Source organism: Agromyces excoecariae (assembly GCF_051715505.1).
In the GTDB taxonomy this organism is placed as follows: domain Bacteria; phylum Actinomycetota; class Actinomycetes; order Actinomycetales; family Microbacteriaceae; genus Agromyces.
The window spans coordinates 360,700-376,520 of record NZ_JBPSLA010000001.1 but is presented as its reverse complement, the minus strand read 5'-3'; the positions used below and the strand labels follow the sequence as shown (position 1 = coordinate 376,520).

15 protein-coding genes are annotated in these 15,821 nt (G+C 73.4%); 8 read left to right on the top strand and 7 right to left on the bottom strand.

The window, feature by feature from the left end; translation table 11 throughout:
• Entirely contained in the window at window positions 1–837 is an 837-nt protein-coding gene (locus ACSJD1_RS01745; RefSeq protein ID WP_438853591.1) for an SDR family NAD(P)-dependent oxidoreductase, read from the bottom strand.
• Between the two features lie 69 nt (window positions 838–906).
• Here ACSJD1_RS01745 and ACSJD1_RS01740 point away from each other — a divergent pair, with 69 nt between their 5' ends.
• From ACSJD1_RS01740 to ACSJD1_RS01725, 4 genes are all read left to right on the top strand, one after another.
• The gene (locus ACSJD1_RS01740) at window positions 907–1,377 is read left to right on the top strand and encodes a GNAT family N-acetyltransferase (RefSeq protein WP_438853590.1); all 471 of its coding nucleotides are present in this window, start codon (window positions 907–909) and stop codon (window positions 1,375–1,377) included.
• Window positions 1,378–1,539: 162 nt separating this feature from the next.
• On the top strand, window positions 1,540–2,418 hold the full coding sequence (locus tag ACSJD1_RS01735; RefSeq protein WP_438853589.1) for an ABC transporter ATP-binding protein: 879 nt from the start codon (window positions 1,540–1,542) through the stop codon (window positions 2,416–2,418).
• Window positions 2,419–2,486: 68 nt separating this feature from the next.
• On the top strand, window positions 2,487–3,512 hold the full coding sequence (locus ACSJD1_RS01730; RefSeq protein ID WP_438853588.1) for an aliphatic sulfonate ABC transporter substrate-binding protein: 1,026 nt from the start codon (window positions 2,487–2,489) through the stop codon (window positions 3,510–3,512).
• A gap of 119 nt (window positions 3,513–3,631) precedes the next feature.
• A complete protein-coding gene (locus tag ACSJD1_RS01725; protein ID WP_438854104.1) occupies window positions 3,632–4,507 on the top strand; it encodes an ABC transporter permease in 876 nt (291 codons plus the stop codon).
• Window positions 4,508–4,582: 75 nt separating this feature from the next.
• On the opposite strand, the gene ACSJD1_RS01720 is transcribed toward ACSJD1_RS01725, so the two are convergent.
• The 4 genes from ACSJD1_RS01720 to ACSJD1_RS01705 form a co-directional block, all read right to left on the bottom strand.
• Entirely contained in the window at window positions 4,583–6,274 is a 1,692-nt protein-coding gene (locus ACSJD1_RS01720) for a DUF5671 domain-containing protein (RefSeq protein WP_438853587.1), read from the bottom strand.
• Complete coding sequence (locus ACSJD1_RS01715) at window positions 6,271–6,735, bottom strand: nuclear transport factor 2 family protein (protein ID WP_438853586.1); 465 nt, start codon at window positions 6,733–6,735, stop codon at window positions 6,271–6,273. Before ACSJD1_RS01715 ends, ACSJD1_RS01720 begins: the two co-directional genes overlap by 4 nt.
• A gap of 349 nt (window positions 6,736–7,084) precedes the next feature.
• The gene (locus ACSJD1_RS01710) at window positions 7,085–8,659 is read right to left on the bottom strand and encodes a polysaccharide deacetylase family protein (protein WP_438853585.1); all 1,575 of its coding nucleotides are present in this window, start codon (window positions 8,657–8,659) and stop codon (window positions 7,085–7,087) included.
• Window positions 8,660–8,782: 123 nt separating this feature from the next.
• Window positions 8,783–9,382 (bottom strand): hypothetical protein, encoded by a 600-nt coding sequence (locus ACSJD1_RS01705; protein WP_438853584.1) that lies wholly within the window; start codon window positions 9,380–9,382, stop codon window positions 8,783–8,785.
• Between the two features lie 380 nt (window positions 9,383–9,762).
• Between ACSJD1_RS01705 and ACSJD1_RS01700 the strand changes: the two genes are divergently transcribed.
• Entirely contained in the window at window positions 9,763–11,226 is a 1,464-nt protein-coding gene (locus ACSJD1_RS01700; RefSeq protein ID WP_438853583.1) for a DUF6421 family protein, read from the top strand.
• A 105-nt stretch (window positions 11,227–11,331) separates the two neighbouring features.
• On the top strand, window positions 11,332–11,988 hold the full coding sequence (locus tag ACSJD1_RS01695; protein WP_438853582.1) for an SDR family NAD(P)-dependent oxidoreductase: 657 nt from the start codon (window positions 11,332–11,334) through the stop codon (window positions 11,986–11,988).
• Here the strand turns inward: ACSJD1_RS01695 and ACSJD1_RS01690 are convergent.
• Window positions 11,957–12,439: a hypothetical protein gene (locus tag ACSJD1_RS01690; RefSeq protein ID WP_438853581.1), complete on the bottom strand. Its 483-nt coding sequence runs from the start codon at window positions 12,437–12,439 to the stop codon at window positions 11,957–11,959. The two genes, ACSJD1_RS01695 and ACSJD1_RS01690, sit on opposite strands and share 32 nt — an antisense overlap.
• A 211-nt stretch (window positions 12,440–12,650) precedes the next feature.
• Between ACSJD1_RS01690 and ACSJD1_RS01685 the strand changes: the two genes are divergently transcribed.
• Both ACSJD1_RS01685 and ACSJD1_RS01680 read left to right on the top strand, forming a co-directional pair.
• Window positions 12,651–13,493: a PIG-L deacetylase family protein gene (locus tag ACSJD1_RS01685; RefSeq protein WP_438853580.1), complete on the top strand. Its 843-nt coding sequence runs from the start codon at window positions 12,651–12,653 to the stop codon at window positions 13,491–13,493.
• Window positions 13,494–13,545: 52 nt separating this feature from the next.
• On the top strand, window positions 13,546–14,367 hold the full coding sequence (locus tag ACSJD1_RS01680) for an alpha/beta fold hydrolase (RefSeq protein WP_438853579.1): 822 nt from the start codon (window positions 13,546–13,548) through the stop codon (window positions 14,365–14,367).
• An 18-nt stretch (window positions 14,368–14,385) separates the two neighbouring features.
• On the opposite strand, the gene ACSJD1_RS01675 is transcribed toward ACSJD1_RS01680, so the two are convergent.
• Window positions 14,386–15,813, bottom strand: a complete 1,428-nt coding sequence (locus ACSJD1_RS01675; RefSeq protein WP_438853578.1) for an FAD-binding oxidoreductase — start codon at window positions 15,811–15,813, stop codon at window positions 14,386–14,388.
• Between the last annotated feature and the right edge of the window lie 8 nt (window positions 15,814–15,821).

Below are 15,821 nucleotides of genomic sequence, written 5' to 3'. Positions count from 1 at the left end.
TCAGCCCCGACCCGTGAAGCGCTCCATCGAGCGGTAGACGCCGAACCCGTCGCCGATCACGCGATCGAACACGCGGGTCGGGAGGAGCCCGCGCAGCGCCCGCGAGAGCCGCACGCTCGAGGGCAGCTCGACGAGGGGTCGGCCGGCGAGCATGGCGCGCCAGACGCGGTCGACGACGAACTCCGGCTCGAGCACCGGCGCGAGCACCGGACCGCGGGCGCCGTGGAACATGCCGGTCGAGATGTACGAGGGCGTCACCGTCGTCACGGTCACGTGCCGATGGCCCGCCTGCTCGAGCTCGAGCCGGAGCGAGTCGCTCCAGCCGTTCAGCGCCGCCTTCGATGCGGCGTACACGGCCATGCGCGGGTTCGCGAGCGTGCCGGCGGCGCTGCCGATGTTGACGATCCTCGCGGGCCGACCCCGTGCGATCATCGCGGGCAGGAACTCCCGCGTGACGTACATCGGCGCGAGCGCGTTGACGAGCATCGTCGGCCGCACGTCCTCGCCGCTGTCGGTCTCCCAGAAGTAGGCGTTGCCGCGCACGATGCCGGCGTTGTTCACGAGGATGTCGGGCGTGCCGAGCTCGCGTCGCACCTTGTGCGCCGCCTTCGCGATCGCGCCGGGCTCGGCGACGTCGACGACGTAGGAGCGCACGAGCGTGCGCCCGCGCGACCGCTGCCCGAGGTCGTCGGCCGTGCGCGCGAGTGCGGCGGCGGCGCGATCCCAGAGCACGACCGATGCCGCGCCCTCGGCCACGGCCCGCTCCGCGTACATTCGGCCCATGCCGCCTGCCGCACCGGTGATCAGGAGGTTCGCGCCCCGAACGGTTCTCGCCATGGGGTCATTCTCGCAACCCGGCGCGGCGGCGCGCGCCGCGACGGGTGCGGGCGCGGCAGAATCCCCCGTATGACCGACTCAGAGGTACGACTCGTGCGGATGTCCGACGCCGAGGTCGCCGACTGGCTGCCGACCGCCATGGCGCAGTACGAGCAGGCACGCCTGGAGGCCGGCGACTCGCCCGAGCAGGCGGCGGCCGGTCGGCGCGCCTCGGAGCAGCGGTTCTTCCCCGACGGCCGACTGGTCGAAGGGCAGTTGCTGCACACGATCCGGCTCGGCGACGAGGAGGCCGGGTGGCTCTGGCTCGGCCCGTGGGACGAGCACGGCGAGCTGTGGTGGGTCTGGGACCTCGAGGTGCACCCGTCGTTCCGGCGTCGAGGCGTCGCCCGCCGGGCCATGCTCGCGGGTGAGGAGATCGCCCGGGAGTACGGGGCGTCGCGACTCATGCTGAACGTGTTCGGCGGCAACGACGGCGCGATCGCGCTGTACCGCGACCTCGGGTACGCCGTCGCGTCGATGCACATGGCGAAGCCGCTCTGAGCCGACGAGGCGGACGGGCCGGCGCTCCGACCGGCTCGCCCGCCCCCGACGCCGTGTGACGCCCTGCGTCGCCTGGTGTTACGCCGTGCTTCGCGCGGCCGACGGCGGAGAACGCGTTCCGGTTAGCGTCGAGCATCCGCCCGCCTCGACCAGGAGCCCGAGATGACCGCCGCATCCACTGCACCCGCCGGACCCGCGTCCGCCGGAGCCGCGACCGCCGCACCCGCGGCGCCCGTGGCGCTCCGCGGGGTGGGCCGGGCGTTCACCGCGCCCGACGGCGGCACGCGCGACGTGCTCCGCGGCATCGACCTCGACGTCGCGGCCGGCGAGATCGTCGCGATCCTGGGGCCGAGCGGATGCGGCAAGTCGACGCTGCTCCGGATCGTCGCGGGGCTCGACCACCCCACCTCCGGCGAGGTCGCGATCGACGACGCCCCGGTCGGCCCGTACGACGTGCGCTGCGCGGTCGGCTTCCAGGAGCCGCGCCTGCTGCCGTGGCGGAGCATCGACAAGAACGTCGCGCTCGGCCTCCCGCGCGGGACCGCGCGGCGCGACGGCCGCACCCAGGTCGCGCGCCTGCTCGAGCTCGTCGGCCTCGCCGAGTTCGCCGGGCACCGCCCGCACGAGGTCTCCGGCGGCATGGCGCAGCGCGCCTCCCTCGCCCGCGCCCTCGCCCGCAACCCGGAGGTGCTGCTCCTCGACGAGCCGTTCGGCGCGCTCGACGCGCTGACGCGCCTGAAGATGCAGGACCTCCTCCTCGACGTGCACGCGGCGGAGCCGACGACCGTGCTCCTCGTCACGCACGACGTCGACGAGGCGCTGCAGCTGGCCGACCGGATCGTGCTGCTCGGCACCGACGGCGACGAGCCGGGAGCCGGCATCCGCCAGGTCGTCGTCGTGCCGGGCCACCGCCCGCGCGACCGCGGATCGGCCGAGCTCGCCGAGCTGCGCGGGCGCCTGCTCGACGGCCTCGGCATCGACCGGCACGGCGCCGCACGCGGCATCCAGGCCACCACGACCATCCCGCACTACCCGTACTGACCGGCGACGGCGGCCCGACCACAGCACCGCCGCCGACGCCGCACACCCCCACCGAGAAGGAGCCATCCGTGTCCCGCACCATCGTCTTCCGCACCGCGCTCGTCGCGGGCGCCGCCGCGACCGCCCTGCTGCTGTCCGGCTGCGTCGCCGGCGAGAACCAGCCCGCCGAGGCCGTCGCCGAGGGCGACTCGCTCGAGGGCCAGGCCCTGAACATCGACTTCGCGACGTACAACCCGCTGAGCCTCATCATCAAGGACCAGGGCTGGCTCGAGGACGAGGGCCTCGAGGTCACCTGGGTGCAGTCGGCCGGGTCGAACAAGGCCAACGAGGCACTCCGCGCCGGCGCGATCGACGTGGGTTCGACGGCCGGTTCGGCCGCGCTCCTCGCGCGCGCCAACGGCTCGCCCATCAAGACGATCGACATCTACTCGCAGCCCGAGTGGTCGGCGATCGTGGCCGGGCCGGGCAGCGACATCGACGAGGTCGCCGACCTGGAGGGCCGGACGGTCGCGGCGACCAAGGGCACCGATCCCTACTTCTTCCTCCTCCAGACGCTCGAGGCCGAGGGCCTCTCGCCCGACGACATCACGGTGGAGAACCTCCAGCACGCCGACGGGTGGGCCGCCCTGCAGAACGGCGCCGTCGACGCGTGGGCGGGCCTCGACCCGATCATGGCCGGCGCCGAGGAGTCGGGCGCGACGCTCATCTACCGCAACGTCGACTTCAACAGCTACGGCTTCCTCAACGCGACCGAGTCGTTCCTCGAGGAGAAGCCGGCGCTCGCGCAGGCCGTCATCGACGCGTACGAGCGGGCGCGCGCCTGGGCGGCCGAGAACCCCCAGGAGACCGCCGCGATCCTCGCCGAGGTCGCCGGCCTCGACGAGTCCATCGCCTCGAAGGTGATCCTCGAGCGTTCGAACCTCGACGTCGACCCGGTCCCCGGCGACGCGCAGGTCGCGCTCCTCGAGAAGATCGGCCCGGTCTTCGTCGAGCTCGGCGACGTCGCCTCGCAGGACCAGGTCGACGACGCGCTCGCGACCCTCATCGACGACTCGTTCGTCACCCAGGCGGACCCCGAGCGGTTCGCGAAGTAGCCCGGGAGCAGACCATGACGACGGATGCCGCGAAGACGACGGACACGGAACGCTCGGGCCTGCCCGACGGCTCGGTCGGGTCGGCCTTCGCGGCACCCGTCGCGGTCGGCGGCCGACCCGTGGCCGCTGCGGATGCCACGGGGCCGGTCGGCGCCGATGCGCGGACGGAGCCGGGCGAGGAGCGGCGCGCCGAGGCCTCCGCTGCCCCGCGCCGCCCCGACCGGGACCGCCGGTCGCTCAGCTCGCGTCGGTGGTTCCGGATCGTGGGCGGCGCGCTGATCCCGCTCGCGCTGCTCGCCGCCTGGCAGGTGGTGTCGACGTCGGGCGCGGTGTCGGTCTCGCAGCTGCCCAGCCCCGAGATGGTGTGGCTCGCGGCGGTCGACCTGGCCGAGCGCGGACTGCTCGGCCTCTACGTCGCGATCTCGACGCAACGCGTGTTCATCGGCTTCGCGTTCGGGGCGCTCTTCGGCCTGCTCGCCGGCGCCGTCGTGGGCCTCTCGCGGCTCGGCGACGTGCTGCTCTCGCCGACGCTCGGCGCCGTGCGCGCGGTGCCCTCGCTCGCGTGGGTCCCGCTGCTCATCCTCTGGTTCGGAATCGGCGAGGACTCGAAGGTCATCCTGATCTCGATCGGAGCGTTCTTCCCCGTCTACACGATCGTCGCGGCCTCCCTCCGGCATGTCGACCGGCGGCTCCTCGAGGCCGGGCGCGCGTTCGGCCTCCGCGGCGCGACGCTCTTCGCGACCGTCCAGTTGCCGGCCGTGGTGCCGTCGGTCATCGCGGCGCTGCGCCTCGCGCTCGCGCAGGCCTGGCTCTTCCTCGTCGCCGCCGAGCTGATCGCGTCGTCGATGGGGCTCGGGTTCCTCCTCAGCGACTCGGGCAACACCGGACGCATCGATCGCATCTTCCTCGCGATCATCCTGCTCGCGGTGCTCGGCAAGCTGAGCGACGCGCTCGTGGGGCTCCTCGAGCGCTGGGCGGTGCGCCGCTGGGCGTGACCCGCGGGGCGTGAGCCCGTCGGCCCGAGCCCGTGCGCGGCGTGAGCCCGCCGGCGCGACCCCTCCGATCCCGGCTCACTCGGCGAGCGGCACGGCCTCGACCCGGTCGCCCGGTCCGACGAGCAGGAGCACCCGTCGGGCGCTCACGCCCTCGAGTGCGGCGACGAGCGCGGCGGCATCCGGACCGGCCTCGGGCACCGGCGGCTCGGCGTCCGGCTCGGCCACGACCGGAGCTCCCGCACCGACCCCGGCCCCGACCCCGGCCTCGGACCTGCGCCACACGACCACGTTCGCCCCGGTCGCCTCCGCGATGGCACGCTCGGCCGCGTCGGTGTCGCCCGCCGCGACGAGCACCACGCGTCCGATGCGACGGACGGGCGCGACGCCGGTCTCGGCGATCAGCGCCCGGTCCTGCCGCCAGACCGCGAAGTGGTAGGCGAACACGAGTGCGGTCGCGACGAGCAGCCCGAGCGGAGCACGGATCCGGTCGATGAGCGCGGCGCTCGCCACGGGATCGAGCACGAACTCGAAGATGCGGTACGCCACGACCAGCAGCGTGATGAGGGCGACCACCGCGCTGGCACCGAACACCGCGATGAGGTAGATCCGCCGTCCCACCTCGACCGCTTCGGCGGGCTCGGGTCGATGCGTCGGCCGCCAGTTCAGCCACCAGATCGGCCCCCCGACCACGATCGCGCTGATTCCGCCGAGCAGGAGCGCCCGGCTGCCGGAGGACGCGAGCGGCGAGGCCAGCTCGGCCAGGAGCGCGTTCACGACGACCCCGATGCCCGACGCCGCGGCGACCAGTCCCAGCCCCGACATGACGAGCACGGCCGCGCGCCGGGTGCCGTCGGAGTGCGTCCGGGCGATGCGGGAGTGCACGATCCACACGATCGCGCCCACCGCCGCAGCGGCGACCGCCGTGCCGAGCGGGGCGATGACCGCCTCGGCCGGCTCGCTCGGATCGAACGCGAGTCGCAGCCCGACGAACAGCGCGGTGCCGATGCCGCCCAGCATCGCCGCGGCGCCGCCGAGGACGCCGACGACCACGAGTGCGACCGCGGCGAACCCGGAGGGGATGCGCCTGACGTCGTCGCGCACCCAGTGCCACCACCAGACCAGCGCGCCGACGGCCGTCCACACGAGGGCGACGAGCGCCGTCCGGCCCCACGAGTCGCGGCCCACGAGCACCGTTTCGGAGGCCCCGCGGATCGCGGCGTCGAACACCGCCGCGAGGGCGGCGATCGCGCCTCGAGCACCGACGACCAGCCCGTAGGCCGCCCCGATGACGAGCGGAACCGTCGCCAGGCGTGTCGGGCCCTTGGCGGGATGGCGGAGCATCCACCGGTGCCACAGCCAGACGAGGGCCCAGACGAGCCCGATCGCGAGGGCGCCCGGATTCCACCGGCCCTCGACGAGGTCCGCCAGGCCGCCGGCGATCGACATCGTCGCGACCACCAACGAAACGGTGCCCATGGCGGTGAGGTACAGCGACCACGCGATCGAACCGCGTTCGGCGGGGTCGGCCATCCGTCGCCACGACGCCCACCAGAGCAGGGCGGCGAGCGGGCCGCCGATCAGCGTGAAGGCGAGTTGGAGCGCGAGGTCGTCGGCGCCGCCGGAGGCGAGCGCGCGATCGACGTCGAGCATCCGCTCGAGAAGGCCGCCGAGCCCGATCGCGGTGATCGCGACCAGTGCGAAGAGCAGGACGAAGACGATCAGCCGGCGCACCGTGCCCTGGGCCGAACCGGGCGTCGGGGTGCTCATCGCGGGACCACCGTCGGGTCGCAGATCGCCAGCGGCCACGGAGCCACCTCGATGCGCCAGTCGCCGTCGACGCGGACGAGGTCGAACACGCCGGGCTCCTCGTACTCGGAGGACCCGAACGGCCCGCTGTCGAACGTCGTGACGATGAGCACGTCGACGTCGGCGGAGTCGTCCCGTTCGGTCGTGTCGACGAGCGTCACGCGCGTGCCGGCGCGATCGCCGAACGGCAGGCGGACGCAGCCGTCCGCGACCTCCGGCGTCAGGTACTCCATCGCCGCCGCCTCGTCGCCGTCGATGACGGCGGCCGAGTACCGCTGCACGACGCCCTCCGGGGTGCTCTCCTCGAGCTGCGCGGGCTCGCCGCGGCTGAAGACGGCGATGAGCGCGACGACGACGAGCAGCCCCAGCACGGCGAGCACGACGACGAGCGTGCGATCGGGTCTCGAGCGCTGGGCCTCCATGCTCGTATCTTGGACCGGATCCGAGCCTTCGCTACGGACCGAAGGTCACCCGACCCGATCGTGGCGGAACCCGATCGTGGCGGAACTCGACCGTGTCGGGCAGGGCCCGGCGGAACGGGCGGCCGCGGAGTCGTCCGCGGCCGCCCGTCGGCGGCGGGCCCGGCCTCGGGCCGTGATTCAAGCGGCCGTCGCCCGTCCGTCTTTCCGGTCGCGCCCATCGATCGGACTCGAACGGTGCGAAGCTACGTCCGCCGGACCGGTGCCGCATCGGGCGGAACCCCTCAGATCGGGCCCGCGACCCCTCAGAGTCCGACCCGGCCGTCGACTCCGGCGCCGATGCGGCGCGCACTCAGCGCGGCCCGTGGCTCACGAGCGCACCGGCTCCGGGCAGCGAACCGGCGAACTGGTCCTCGACGCTCGTGAGCGCGACGCCCCTGGCCCGCAATCCGTCGATGATCCTCGGGACCGCCTCGATCGTGTCCTCGTGCGTGTCATGCATGAGCACGATGCTGCCGGGCCCGGCTTCGCCGACGGCCCGCTCGACCACCACGTCGACGCCCGGGTCCTGCCAGTCGCGGGTGTCGACGTCCCAGACCACGAACGGCATCGGGACGAGCTCGCGCACGTGCGGGGTCGAGGCGCCGTACGGCGGACGCAGGCTCGTCGCCCGCACGCCGGTGGCGTCGGCGATCGCGGCTTGGGCGCGCCGCACCTCGTCGCGCACCTGCGGGTCGGTGAGCTTGGTGAGGTCGGGATGCGCCCACGTGTGGTTCGCGATCTCGTGTCCGGCGGCCACGGTGCGTGCCGCCATTCCGGGGTTCCGCGCCACCGACGAGCCCTGCACGAAGAACGTCGCCCCGACCCGCTCGCGGTCCAGGACGTCGAGCAGCGCGGGGGTGAGGGAGCTCGGTCCGTCGTCGAAGGTCAGCGAGACGCACGTCAGGAGCGTGCAGTCGACCGGGTCGTCGCCGGCCGGAGACGTCGGCGGTTCGTACGGGTCGCCCGAGACCGCGGCCGAGCGGACGAGCGAGCCCGACTCGGACAGGAAGGGATCGAGCAGCCGCCACGGCACGAGGACCGATTCGGGGCGGGACCGGTCCGAGCCCGGCACTGACAGGGTGGCGACGACGCCGACCCCGGCGGCGGACGAGTCCACGAGCAGCGCGCGGGCCGTCTCGGGAGCCAGCCGTGAGAACGGGTCCTCGCCCGGGGCGATGCGCCCGCCCGCGCGGAGCGCCTCGGCGACGAGCGCGAGCACGCGGGTCTCGGAACCCGCGGCGTAGAGCGCGGCGCCGTCGTACGGCGCGCCGCCCGCGCCATCCGCGTACCAGACCTCGCGGGCGACCTCGGTCGGCCCACCGGCCTCGGATCGGGCGATGACGAGTCGCTCCCCGATGACGCCGCCGGATGCCACCACGATCGAGCAGTCGGCGGCGAGCCTCGTCGGAATGGCCGCGAAGGCGCTGCCGCCGGCGCACGGCGCGCTCGCGCCTCCCGCCACGAGGTCGAGGCCGGGCGCCCACGCCGAGCCGCGTTCCTCGGCGAACCCGCGGAGCGCCTCGGCCACGCGGGCGGTCAGCACGTCGCCGAACGCGGTCGACCCGGGTGGGATCGCCCATCGGGCGCTCGCGACGAAGTCGTCGGTGCGCATCGCCGCCAGGCGTGGGACGAGCGCGGCGACGCGATCGCCGCCGAGCGCGACCGGGCCCGGAACGACGCGCGGACCGGCCTCCGCCGCCGGCGGCGACGAGGTCGTGGGTTCGGGCGGCGCAGACCCGCCCGGCGTGGCCGACGGAGCGGGCGTGCCGGAGCCCGGCGTACCGAGGGCCGAGTCGCAGGCGGTGAGCCCGAGGCCGATGAGGATGACGGCGACGATCGCGGACGCGGTCCGCGTCCGTCGGCGTCGCGCCCTCGCCGCCTCCATGCCCTCAGGCTACGCGTGCACCACGACGCCGGTCCGGTGCCCGACCGCATGCCGCCGACGAGGGCGGGCGCGGCGGTCGATCCGACCTGCCGCGCCCGCATGCGGTGCGCCCTCGTACCGACCTCATCGGCCGCTCCGGAGCGGGGAGAGGTCGCCCCCTGTCCCGTCGGCCTCAGGCGACTCCGTCGTCGGAGGGTCGGAGCGCAGTTCCCGCATCGCGTCGGCGTACTCCGCCAGGCGTCGGCCCTGCATGTCCGAGCTCGTCACCTCCGACGACCTCATCGCCTCGGCGTACTCGGAGAGTCGGGCCCCCTGCAGGTCGGCGCTGCCGTTCGCGGCCTGCCTCGAGTGGAACTCGCGGCGGGCCTCTGCGCTGATCGCACCTTGCGACTTCAGTACGTCGACCGAGTGCAGCTCGCGACGAGCGTCGGCACCGAACCGGGCGATGTCGCTCGATGCGACGACCGAGTGCAGCTCGCGGCGCGCATCGGCGCTGAATCCCTGCACCTGGCCGACGCCCTCGAAGATCGCGGAGACCGAGACGCCCGCCGCGGCCGGCGAGAGGTCGTCGCGAACGATCACGTGTCCCCGAGCGAGGCCCACGACCGATGGGACGCGGTCCTCCCGGACCGGGCCGCCCCACGCGGCGGATGCGGTCCCGCCGCCGATGAGCATCACGAGCGATCCGGTGAGGATCACCGTCGTCGCCGTCCTTCTGTTCATGACTCCATTCCTTCCATCGATCGAGCCTGCTGTCGGGATACGGTCAAGCTACGAACGGTGCGGGACGGCCGGATCCGGGCGTGCCCGAGAGGGTGGTACCGCTTTTCCCGAGTTTTCCTCAGTACTGGCGCGGCATCATCTCAGTGCCGGCGCGCGCGGCCCTCAGTGCTCCGCGCGCCGCGCGTGCTCCGATCGGCGCACCGTGCGATCGCGATGATCCGCAGGAACCACGCGCGCTTTCGCACCGGGACGCAACATTCCCGCGCCGGACCGCAATCAATCGCGAAGGCGACGAACGTAGCCTTGGATGGCGTGCGGATCCGCCGCGCCACCCGACGCCGCCTCCGAGCGGCCCGACCCATGAGGAACGGAGGTTTCCGATGTCACAGAGCACCATTGAGACGATCGTTGGCGAACCCGAGGTCCTCGAGGACGCGGCACGCATCGAGATGACCCCCGAGCGCATCGCGCTCGCCGACGGCGTCGAGTCCGACCCCGCCTGGATCCGCCTCAAGGAGTCGGCCACGCGCCTGCAGTCGCTGCAGGTCAAGGACGGCTCGGTCCCCGAGGAGTCCGACCGGCCGGAGGCATCCGCCCTCGTCGACGCCATCGTCGAGTCGGTCGCCGCCCTCGCGCCCCGATTCCCGCACGAGGCCGCGTACCTCGAGGCGCTCGAGGCCGACTTCCGGAAGTGGCAGGCCGACGGCCTCGGCGTGCCCGACTTCCTCGACTCGCTCGTCGAGTTCCAGCCGCAGCTGCACCGCGTCGACGGCATCCGCCACCTCGTCGTGTTCCCGATGATGACGCAGAACGGCTCGTCCGACCGGCACGTCGAGGCGCTCGTCGTCGAGACGATCTGGCCCGAGTTCATCGCGCACCTGGAGGCCGGCGACTACGGCAACAAGCTCTTCGTGAGCCTGCGCCTCGTCGACTTCACCCCCGGGTACGACACGAACTCGGCGGTGCTGTTCCCCGAGACCGTCGCGATGCGCGAGATCCCGCCCTTCACGTGGGGTGCGATCTTCCAGGACCGTGAAGCCGCCCGGTACCGCCGGGTCGTTCGCGCGGCATCCGAGATCACCAAGCTCGAGCTGCCGGATGACGCGGCGGGGCTGCTCGAGGACCAGGACCTGGCCGAGCGCACGTTCGTAATGTGGGACATCATCCACGACCGCACGCACATGCGCGGCGACCTGCCGTTCGACCCGTTCATGATCAAGCAGCGGATGCCGTTCTTCCTCTACTCGCTGGAGGAGCTGCGGTGCGACCTCACCGCGTTCCGCGAGTCCGTGAAGATCGAGCGCGGACTGCGAGCGCGCGTGGCCGAGGGCGAGGAGCTCGACGCGATCGACGCGCAGCTGCTCGACCACGCGAAGCTCGTGCAGTACGCCGTGATCTTCGACCGGATCTTCCGGTTCGCGATCACCGGGTCGCGCGTGCGGAACTACGACGGGCTCGGCGGCCAGCTGCTGTTCGCGTGGCTGCACCAGAAGCACGTGCTCGACTGGACCGACGTGAAGCTCACCTTCGACTGGGACGCCGTGCCCGACGCGGTCGTCGAGCTCGGCGACGCGATCGACGAGCTCTACTGGAAGTCGATCGATCGCCCGAAGACCGCGCACTGGCTCGCCGCGTACGAGCTCGTGCGCTCGGTCCTCACGCCCAACCCGGCGTCGGTGTGGGCCGAGGGGCTGCCGCGCGAGGTCCTCGCCGGCCCGCCCAAGGGCTACACCGACCTCGTGATGGACGACGAGTTCCCGCTCTCGATGTTCTTCGAGGCGCTCGACAAGAAGATGAAGCCGGTCATCGAGTCGACGGTGGGCATCACCGCCGGCGACGCCTGACCCGCACCGCCTCGCCCCCGAGGCACCCGCGAATCACCCCGGACGACCACCCGAGGCCGCAGCCGAGTCGTCCGGGGTGACTCGCGCATGAGAGGATCCCCTACCGTGAACACCCTGCAGGACAAGGTCGTCGTCATCGCCGGCGCCACGAGCGCCTCCGGCCGCGCCGTCGCGCGCGCCCTCGTCGACCACGGCGCGAAGGTCGTCGTCGTCGGCACGCACCAGGGCCGACTCGACGAACTCGAGGTCGAGATCCCCGGCGTGCTCGGCGAGCGCGCCGACCTCACCGACGGCGACGACGTGCTCGAACTCGCGATGCGCGTGCACGCGAAGCTCGGCGACGTCGACGGCGTCGTGCACCTCGTCGGCGGATGGCGCGGCGGCGGCGGGATCGCCGGCCAGACCGAGGAGGACTACCGCCTCCTCGAACGCTCGCTCACCGCGCTGCGGTACGCCAGTCGCGTGTTCTGGGAGGACCTCGTCGCCTCACCGGCCGGCCGCGTCGCGATCGTCTCGTCGACGACCGTCGAGAAGCCGACCGCGGGCGGCGCCAACTACACCGCGATCAAGGCCGCGAGCGAGTCGTGGATGCGCTCGCTCGCCGACGGGTTCGCGAAGGCCGAGTCGCCCGGCGCGGCCGTGACGTTCCGCGTGAAGGCGCTCGCCGGGCTCGAGCAGCGGCTCGCCGACGAGGTCGTCGCACTCTGGGCGGATGCCGCGGCCCCCGGCCTCAACGGGCGGGTGACGACGCTCCAGGCGTGACGTCCCGGTCGTCGGCTGCGGGCTCGACCGCGGGCTCCGCGGTCGTCGGTGCAGTGGTCGGCTCGTCGACCCGGGCGAACGGCTCGAAGCCGTCGTCGTCCAGGTCCTCCTCCGCGACGAGGGCTTCGCCGCGGGCGTCGTCCGCGAGTTCCGCGGGTGTCTCGCTGCGGGGCGCGAACGCCCGGATGCTTCCGGTGATCGCGATCGTCGCGAGCGACACGACCACGGCGAGGATGCCGGCGGTGAGGACCGCGGCGGCGACCACGACGCGCGACTGGCCGCCGTACACGTCCGCGGCCGTGCCATCGGGGCTGTTCAGCGCCGCGACGAGGGCGTCGTTCTCGGCGAAGGTCATCACGATGCCGACCACGAGCACCGCGATCGACGCGACGAGCGCGACCGGCGGGATGACGAGCGCGGCGAGTGAGATGGAGCGGCGGGACGCGGGCATGGAGACCTCGGTTTCATTCGGCGACGCGGTCGGCGTCGGTTCGGACCCGACCGACCCTAGGGACGGCGCTTATGCGTCGGCTGTGGATCGCCGGTGCATGCACGCCCGATCCGACCGAGCGCGATTCGGGATTCGCGCACGCGCGGGGTAGCATTCCCGCACCCCCCTGCGTGCCGTCACCCGCGGCCACCCGAAACGAGAGCTCCACCCCATGCGCAAGCGCACCGTCGCGCTCATCACCACGTCCGCCCTCCTCCTCGCCGCCGTCGGCGCGGCGTACTGGGCCGGCCGAGACCTCTTCCACGAGCCGAGCGCCCGCGGCGTCGACTCCGTCGTCGCCGAGCTCGGAGGCGAGCGCGTCCTCGGCGTCTTCGCGCACCCCGACGACGAGCAGACCGTCAACGGGCTGTTCTGGCGAGCGTCCGAAGGCGGTGCCGCGACCGCGATGATCACCGCCACGCGCGGCGAGGCCGGGCACCAGGTGCCGGTCGTCGCGCGGCAGGAGGACCTCGGCACGATCCGCGCGGCCGAGGCGCTGAAGAACAGCTTCAACCTCGGCGTCGACGAGCACGAGGTCTGGGACTACCCCGACGGCGGTCTCCCCGACGTCGACGAGGCCGAGCTGGTCGAGCGGGTCGCCGACGCGATGCGCGAGTTCCGGCCCGACGTCGTCGTCGCGTTCTGGCCCGAGAGCGGCGCGACCGGCCACGCCGACCACATGGAGATGGGGCGCGTGACCGAGCTCGCGATCGCTGAGCTCGAGGCATCCGACGGCTCGTACACCGGCCCCGACCACGTCGTCTACACGATCAGCCCGACGAAGGCGCTCACGACCTTCGGTGGAGAGACCGGCGCCTTCGTCGTCGCGAACCAGCCGGAGCCCGACGTCGCGATGCCCGCCGAGGTCGGCAAGAAGCTCGAGGGCTGGCAGATCCACGCGTCGCAGCGCGACTTCATGCCCGCCTCGTACATCCTGCCGACCTGGCTCGTCTACGCGCTCTGGGACCACGAGTTCTACGCCGTGCGCGACCTCGGGGCCGAACCGCTCGCCTGAGCGGATGCGCCCCGGATAGGGTGCATCCACACGGACCGGAAGGGGGCGGAGCGTGGTCGACCTCATCGCATCCGACGGCACTCGGCTGAACTACCTCGAGTTCGGCGACCCGACCGGGCGTCCGGTCGTGCTGGTGGCCGGCTTCAAGGCCCCCGCGACGAGCTGGCGCTACCAGGTCAAGCCGCTCGCCCGGGCCGGGTACCGCGTCATCGCGCTCGACCGACGCGGGCACGGGAAGTCCGAGGCGGGCGAGGGCGCACCGAGCATGGAGCGCCACGGCCGCGACGTCCACGACCTGCTCGACTCGCTCGACCTGACCGATGCGACGCTCGTCGGCCAGTCGATGGGGGGCGACGCCCTGTGGGCGCTCGTCGCGGAGTACGGCACCGATCGGATCCGCGACCTGGTGATCGTCGACCAGACGCCGTGCATGCTGAACTCCGACGACTGGGCCCACGGGTTCTACGGCTACGACGAAGGCAACCGCGACACCTGCTTCGCGACCGGCATCCCCGACCCGGGGCGGTTCCCGGCGAAGTCGAAGGGGCTCGTGCGGATCGCTCGGCTGCTCACGTCGCTCGACGTGCCGAGAGGCGGCGCGCCCGCCTTCACCGAGGCTGAGCTCGCGCTCCTCGGCGACCACGCGACGCGCGACTGGCGACCGGTCGTCGCCGCGTGCGACGTGCCCGTGCTCTTCGTCGCCGGCGCCGAGAGCGAGTTCTGGCCGGCCGACCACGCCGCGGCCGCGGCGGCGCTGAACCCGCTCGCCGACTCGGTCGTGATCGCCCGCGACGGGCACGCCGCCAACATCGAGCAGCCGCTCATGTTCAACCGGATCCTGCTCGAGCGGCTGAAGGGCGAACCGGCGGCCTGATCCCGGCGGTCGCGCGACTCACGCCGGGAACGCCTTGCCCGGGTTCAGCACGCCATGCGGATCGAGCGCGCGCTTGACCGCCCGGTGCAGCTCGAGCACCCGGGGGCTGAGCTCGCGCGCCGCACCCGGGAGCTTCAGCAACCCGACGCCGTGCTCGCCCGTGACCGTGCCGCCGAGGGCCCGGCAGTCGTCGACGATGCGGTCGAACGCGAGCTTCGCCCGGGCCTTCGCCGCCTCGTCGCCGACGGGCGCGATGATCAGCGGGTGCAGGTTGCCGTCACCGGCGTGGGCGATGTTCGCGATGACCACGTCGTGGTCGCGGGCGCTCGCCTGGATCCGCCGGAGCATCTCGGGCACCCGGCCGCGCGGCACGCAGATGTCTTCCGTGAGCACCGGGCCGAGGCGCTCGAGCGCCGGGTAGGCGAGCCGTCGCGCGAGGAAGAGCCGGTCGGCGGCGTCCGTCGAGGCACCGAGCTCGACCGCGAGGGCGCCGGCGCGCGACATCCGCTCGGCGACCCCGGCGGCGAGGGACTCGCCCGCCGCGCCGACGTCGTCGACCCGCGCGAGGAGCATCGCCTCGGCGCCGTGCGGCAGGCCGAGCGACTGCCAGGCGTCGACCGCCTCGATGCAGGTGCGATCGATGAGCTCGAGGGCGGATGGCACGATGCCCGCGGCCGAGATCGCGGCGACCGCCTCCCCGGCCGCCTCGAGCGAGTCGAACGAGCCGACGATCGCGCGGTCCTCGCGGCCGCCGAGCGGCAGCAGCTTCAGCGTGACCTCCACGATGATGCCGAGCGTGCCCTCCGAGCCGACCATGAGCGCCGTGAGGTCGTAGCCCGTGACGCCCTTCGCGGTGCGGCGGCCGAGGCGCACGACCTCGCCGTCGGCGAGCACGACGGTCATGCCGAGCACGTAGTCGCGCGTCACGCCGTACTTCACGCAGCAGATGCCCCCCGCGTTCGTCGCGGCGTTGCCGCCGATCGTCGAGATCCGGTAGCTGGCCGGGTCGGGCGGGTACCAGAGACCGTGGGCGGCGACCGCCTGCCGCAGGTCGTCGTTGAGCACGCCCGCCTCCGCGACCACGAGCCGCTCGGCCTCGTCGATCTCGAGGATCCGCGTCATCCGCTCGAGCGAGACGACGATGCTGCCCGCCATCGCGTTCGCCCCGCCGGAGAGGCCCGTGCCCGCGCCCCTGGGCACGATGTGCCGGCCGGATGCCGCGGCCGCGCGCACCGCGGCGGCCACGTCGTCGACCGACTCGGCGAGCACCACCGCGAGCGGATCCGCGAAGTCGGCCCACTCGGCGTCGTCGTGCGCGTAGCGCGCGAGGTCGATCGGGTCGGTGAGCAGGCGCGCCGGGTCGAGTTCGCGGCGGAGGCGATCGAGGGCGGCGGCCGGCGGCTCGGGGGACGCGGGTGCGGCGGGGTCGGGCGCGGCGACGGGCATCGGCAGGG

Excerpts from the sequence above, each read along its gene's own strand:
- ACSJD1_RS01740 (WP_438853590.1), top strand. The coding sequence starts at position 907 with ATGACCGACTCAGAGGTACGACTCGTGCGGATGTCCGACGCCGAGGTC.
- ACSJD1_RS01735 (WP_438853589.1), top strand. The coding sequence starts at position 1,540 with ATGACCGCCGCATCCACTGCACCCGCCGGACCCGCGTCCGCCGGAGCC.
- ACSJD1_RS01715 (WP_438853586.1), bottom strand. The coding sequence starts at position 6,735 with ATGGAGGCCCAGCGCTCGAGACCCGATCGCACGCTCGTCGTCGTGCTC.
- ACSJD1_RS01700 (WP_438853583.1), top strand. The coding sequence starts at position 9,763 with ATGTCACAGAGCACCATTGAGACGATCGTTGGCGAACCCGAGGTCCTC.
- ACSJD1_RS01705 (WP_438853584.1), bottom strand. The coding sequence starts at position 9,382 with ATGAACAGAAGGACGGCGACGACGGTGATCCTCACCGGATCGCTCGTG.
- ACSJD1_RS01745 (WP_438853591.1), bottom strand. The coding sequence starts at position 837 with ATGGCGAGAACCGTTCGGGGCGCGAACCTCCTGATCACCGGTGCGGCA.
- ACSJD1_RS01710 (WP_438853585.1), bottom strand. The coding sequence starts at position 8,659 with ATGGAGGCGGCGAGGGCGCGACGCCGACGGACGCGGACCGCGTCCGCG.
- ACSJD1_RS01675 (WP_438853578.1), bottom strand. The coding sequence starts at position 15,813 with ATGCCCGTCGCCGCGCCCGACCCCGCCGCACCCGCGTCCCCCGAGCCG.
- ACSJD1_RS01685 (WP_438853580.1), top strand. The coding sequence starts at position 12,651 with ATGCGCAAGCGCACCGTCGCGCTCATCACCACGTCCGCCCTCCTCCTC.
- ACSJD1_RS01720 (WP_438853587.1), bottom strand. The coding sequence starts at position 6,274 with ATGAGCACCCCGACGCCCGGTTCGGCCCAGGGCACGGTGCGCCGGCTG.
- ACSJD1_RS01690 (WP_438853581.1), bottom strand. The coding sequence starts at position 12,439 with ATGCCCGCGTCCCGCCGCTCCATCTCACTCGCCGCGCTCGTCATCCCG.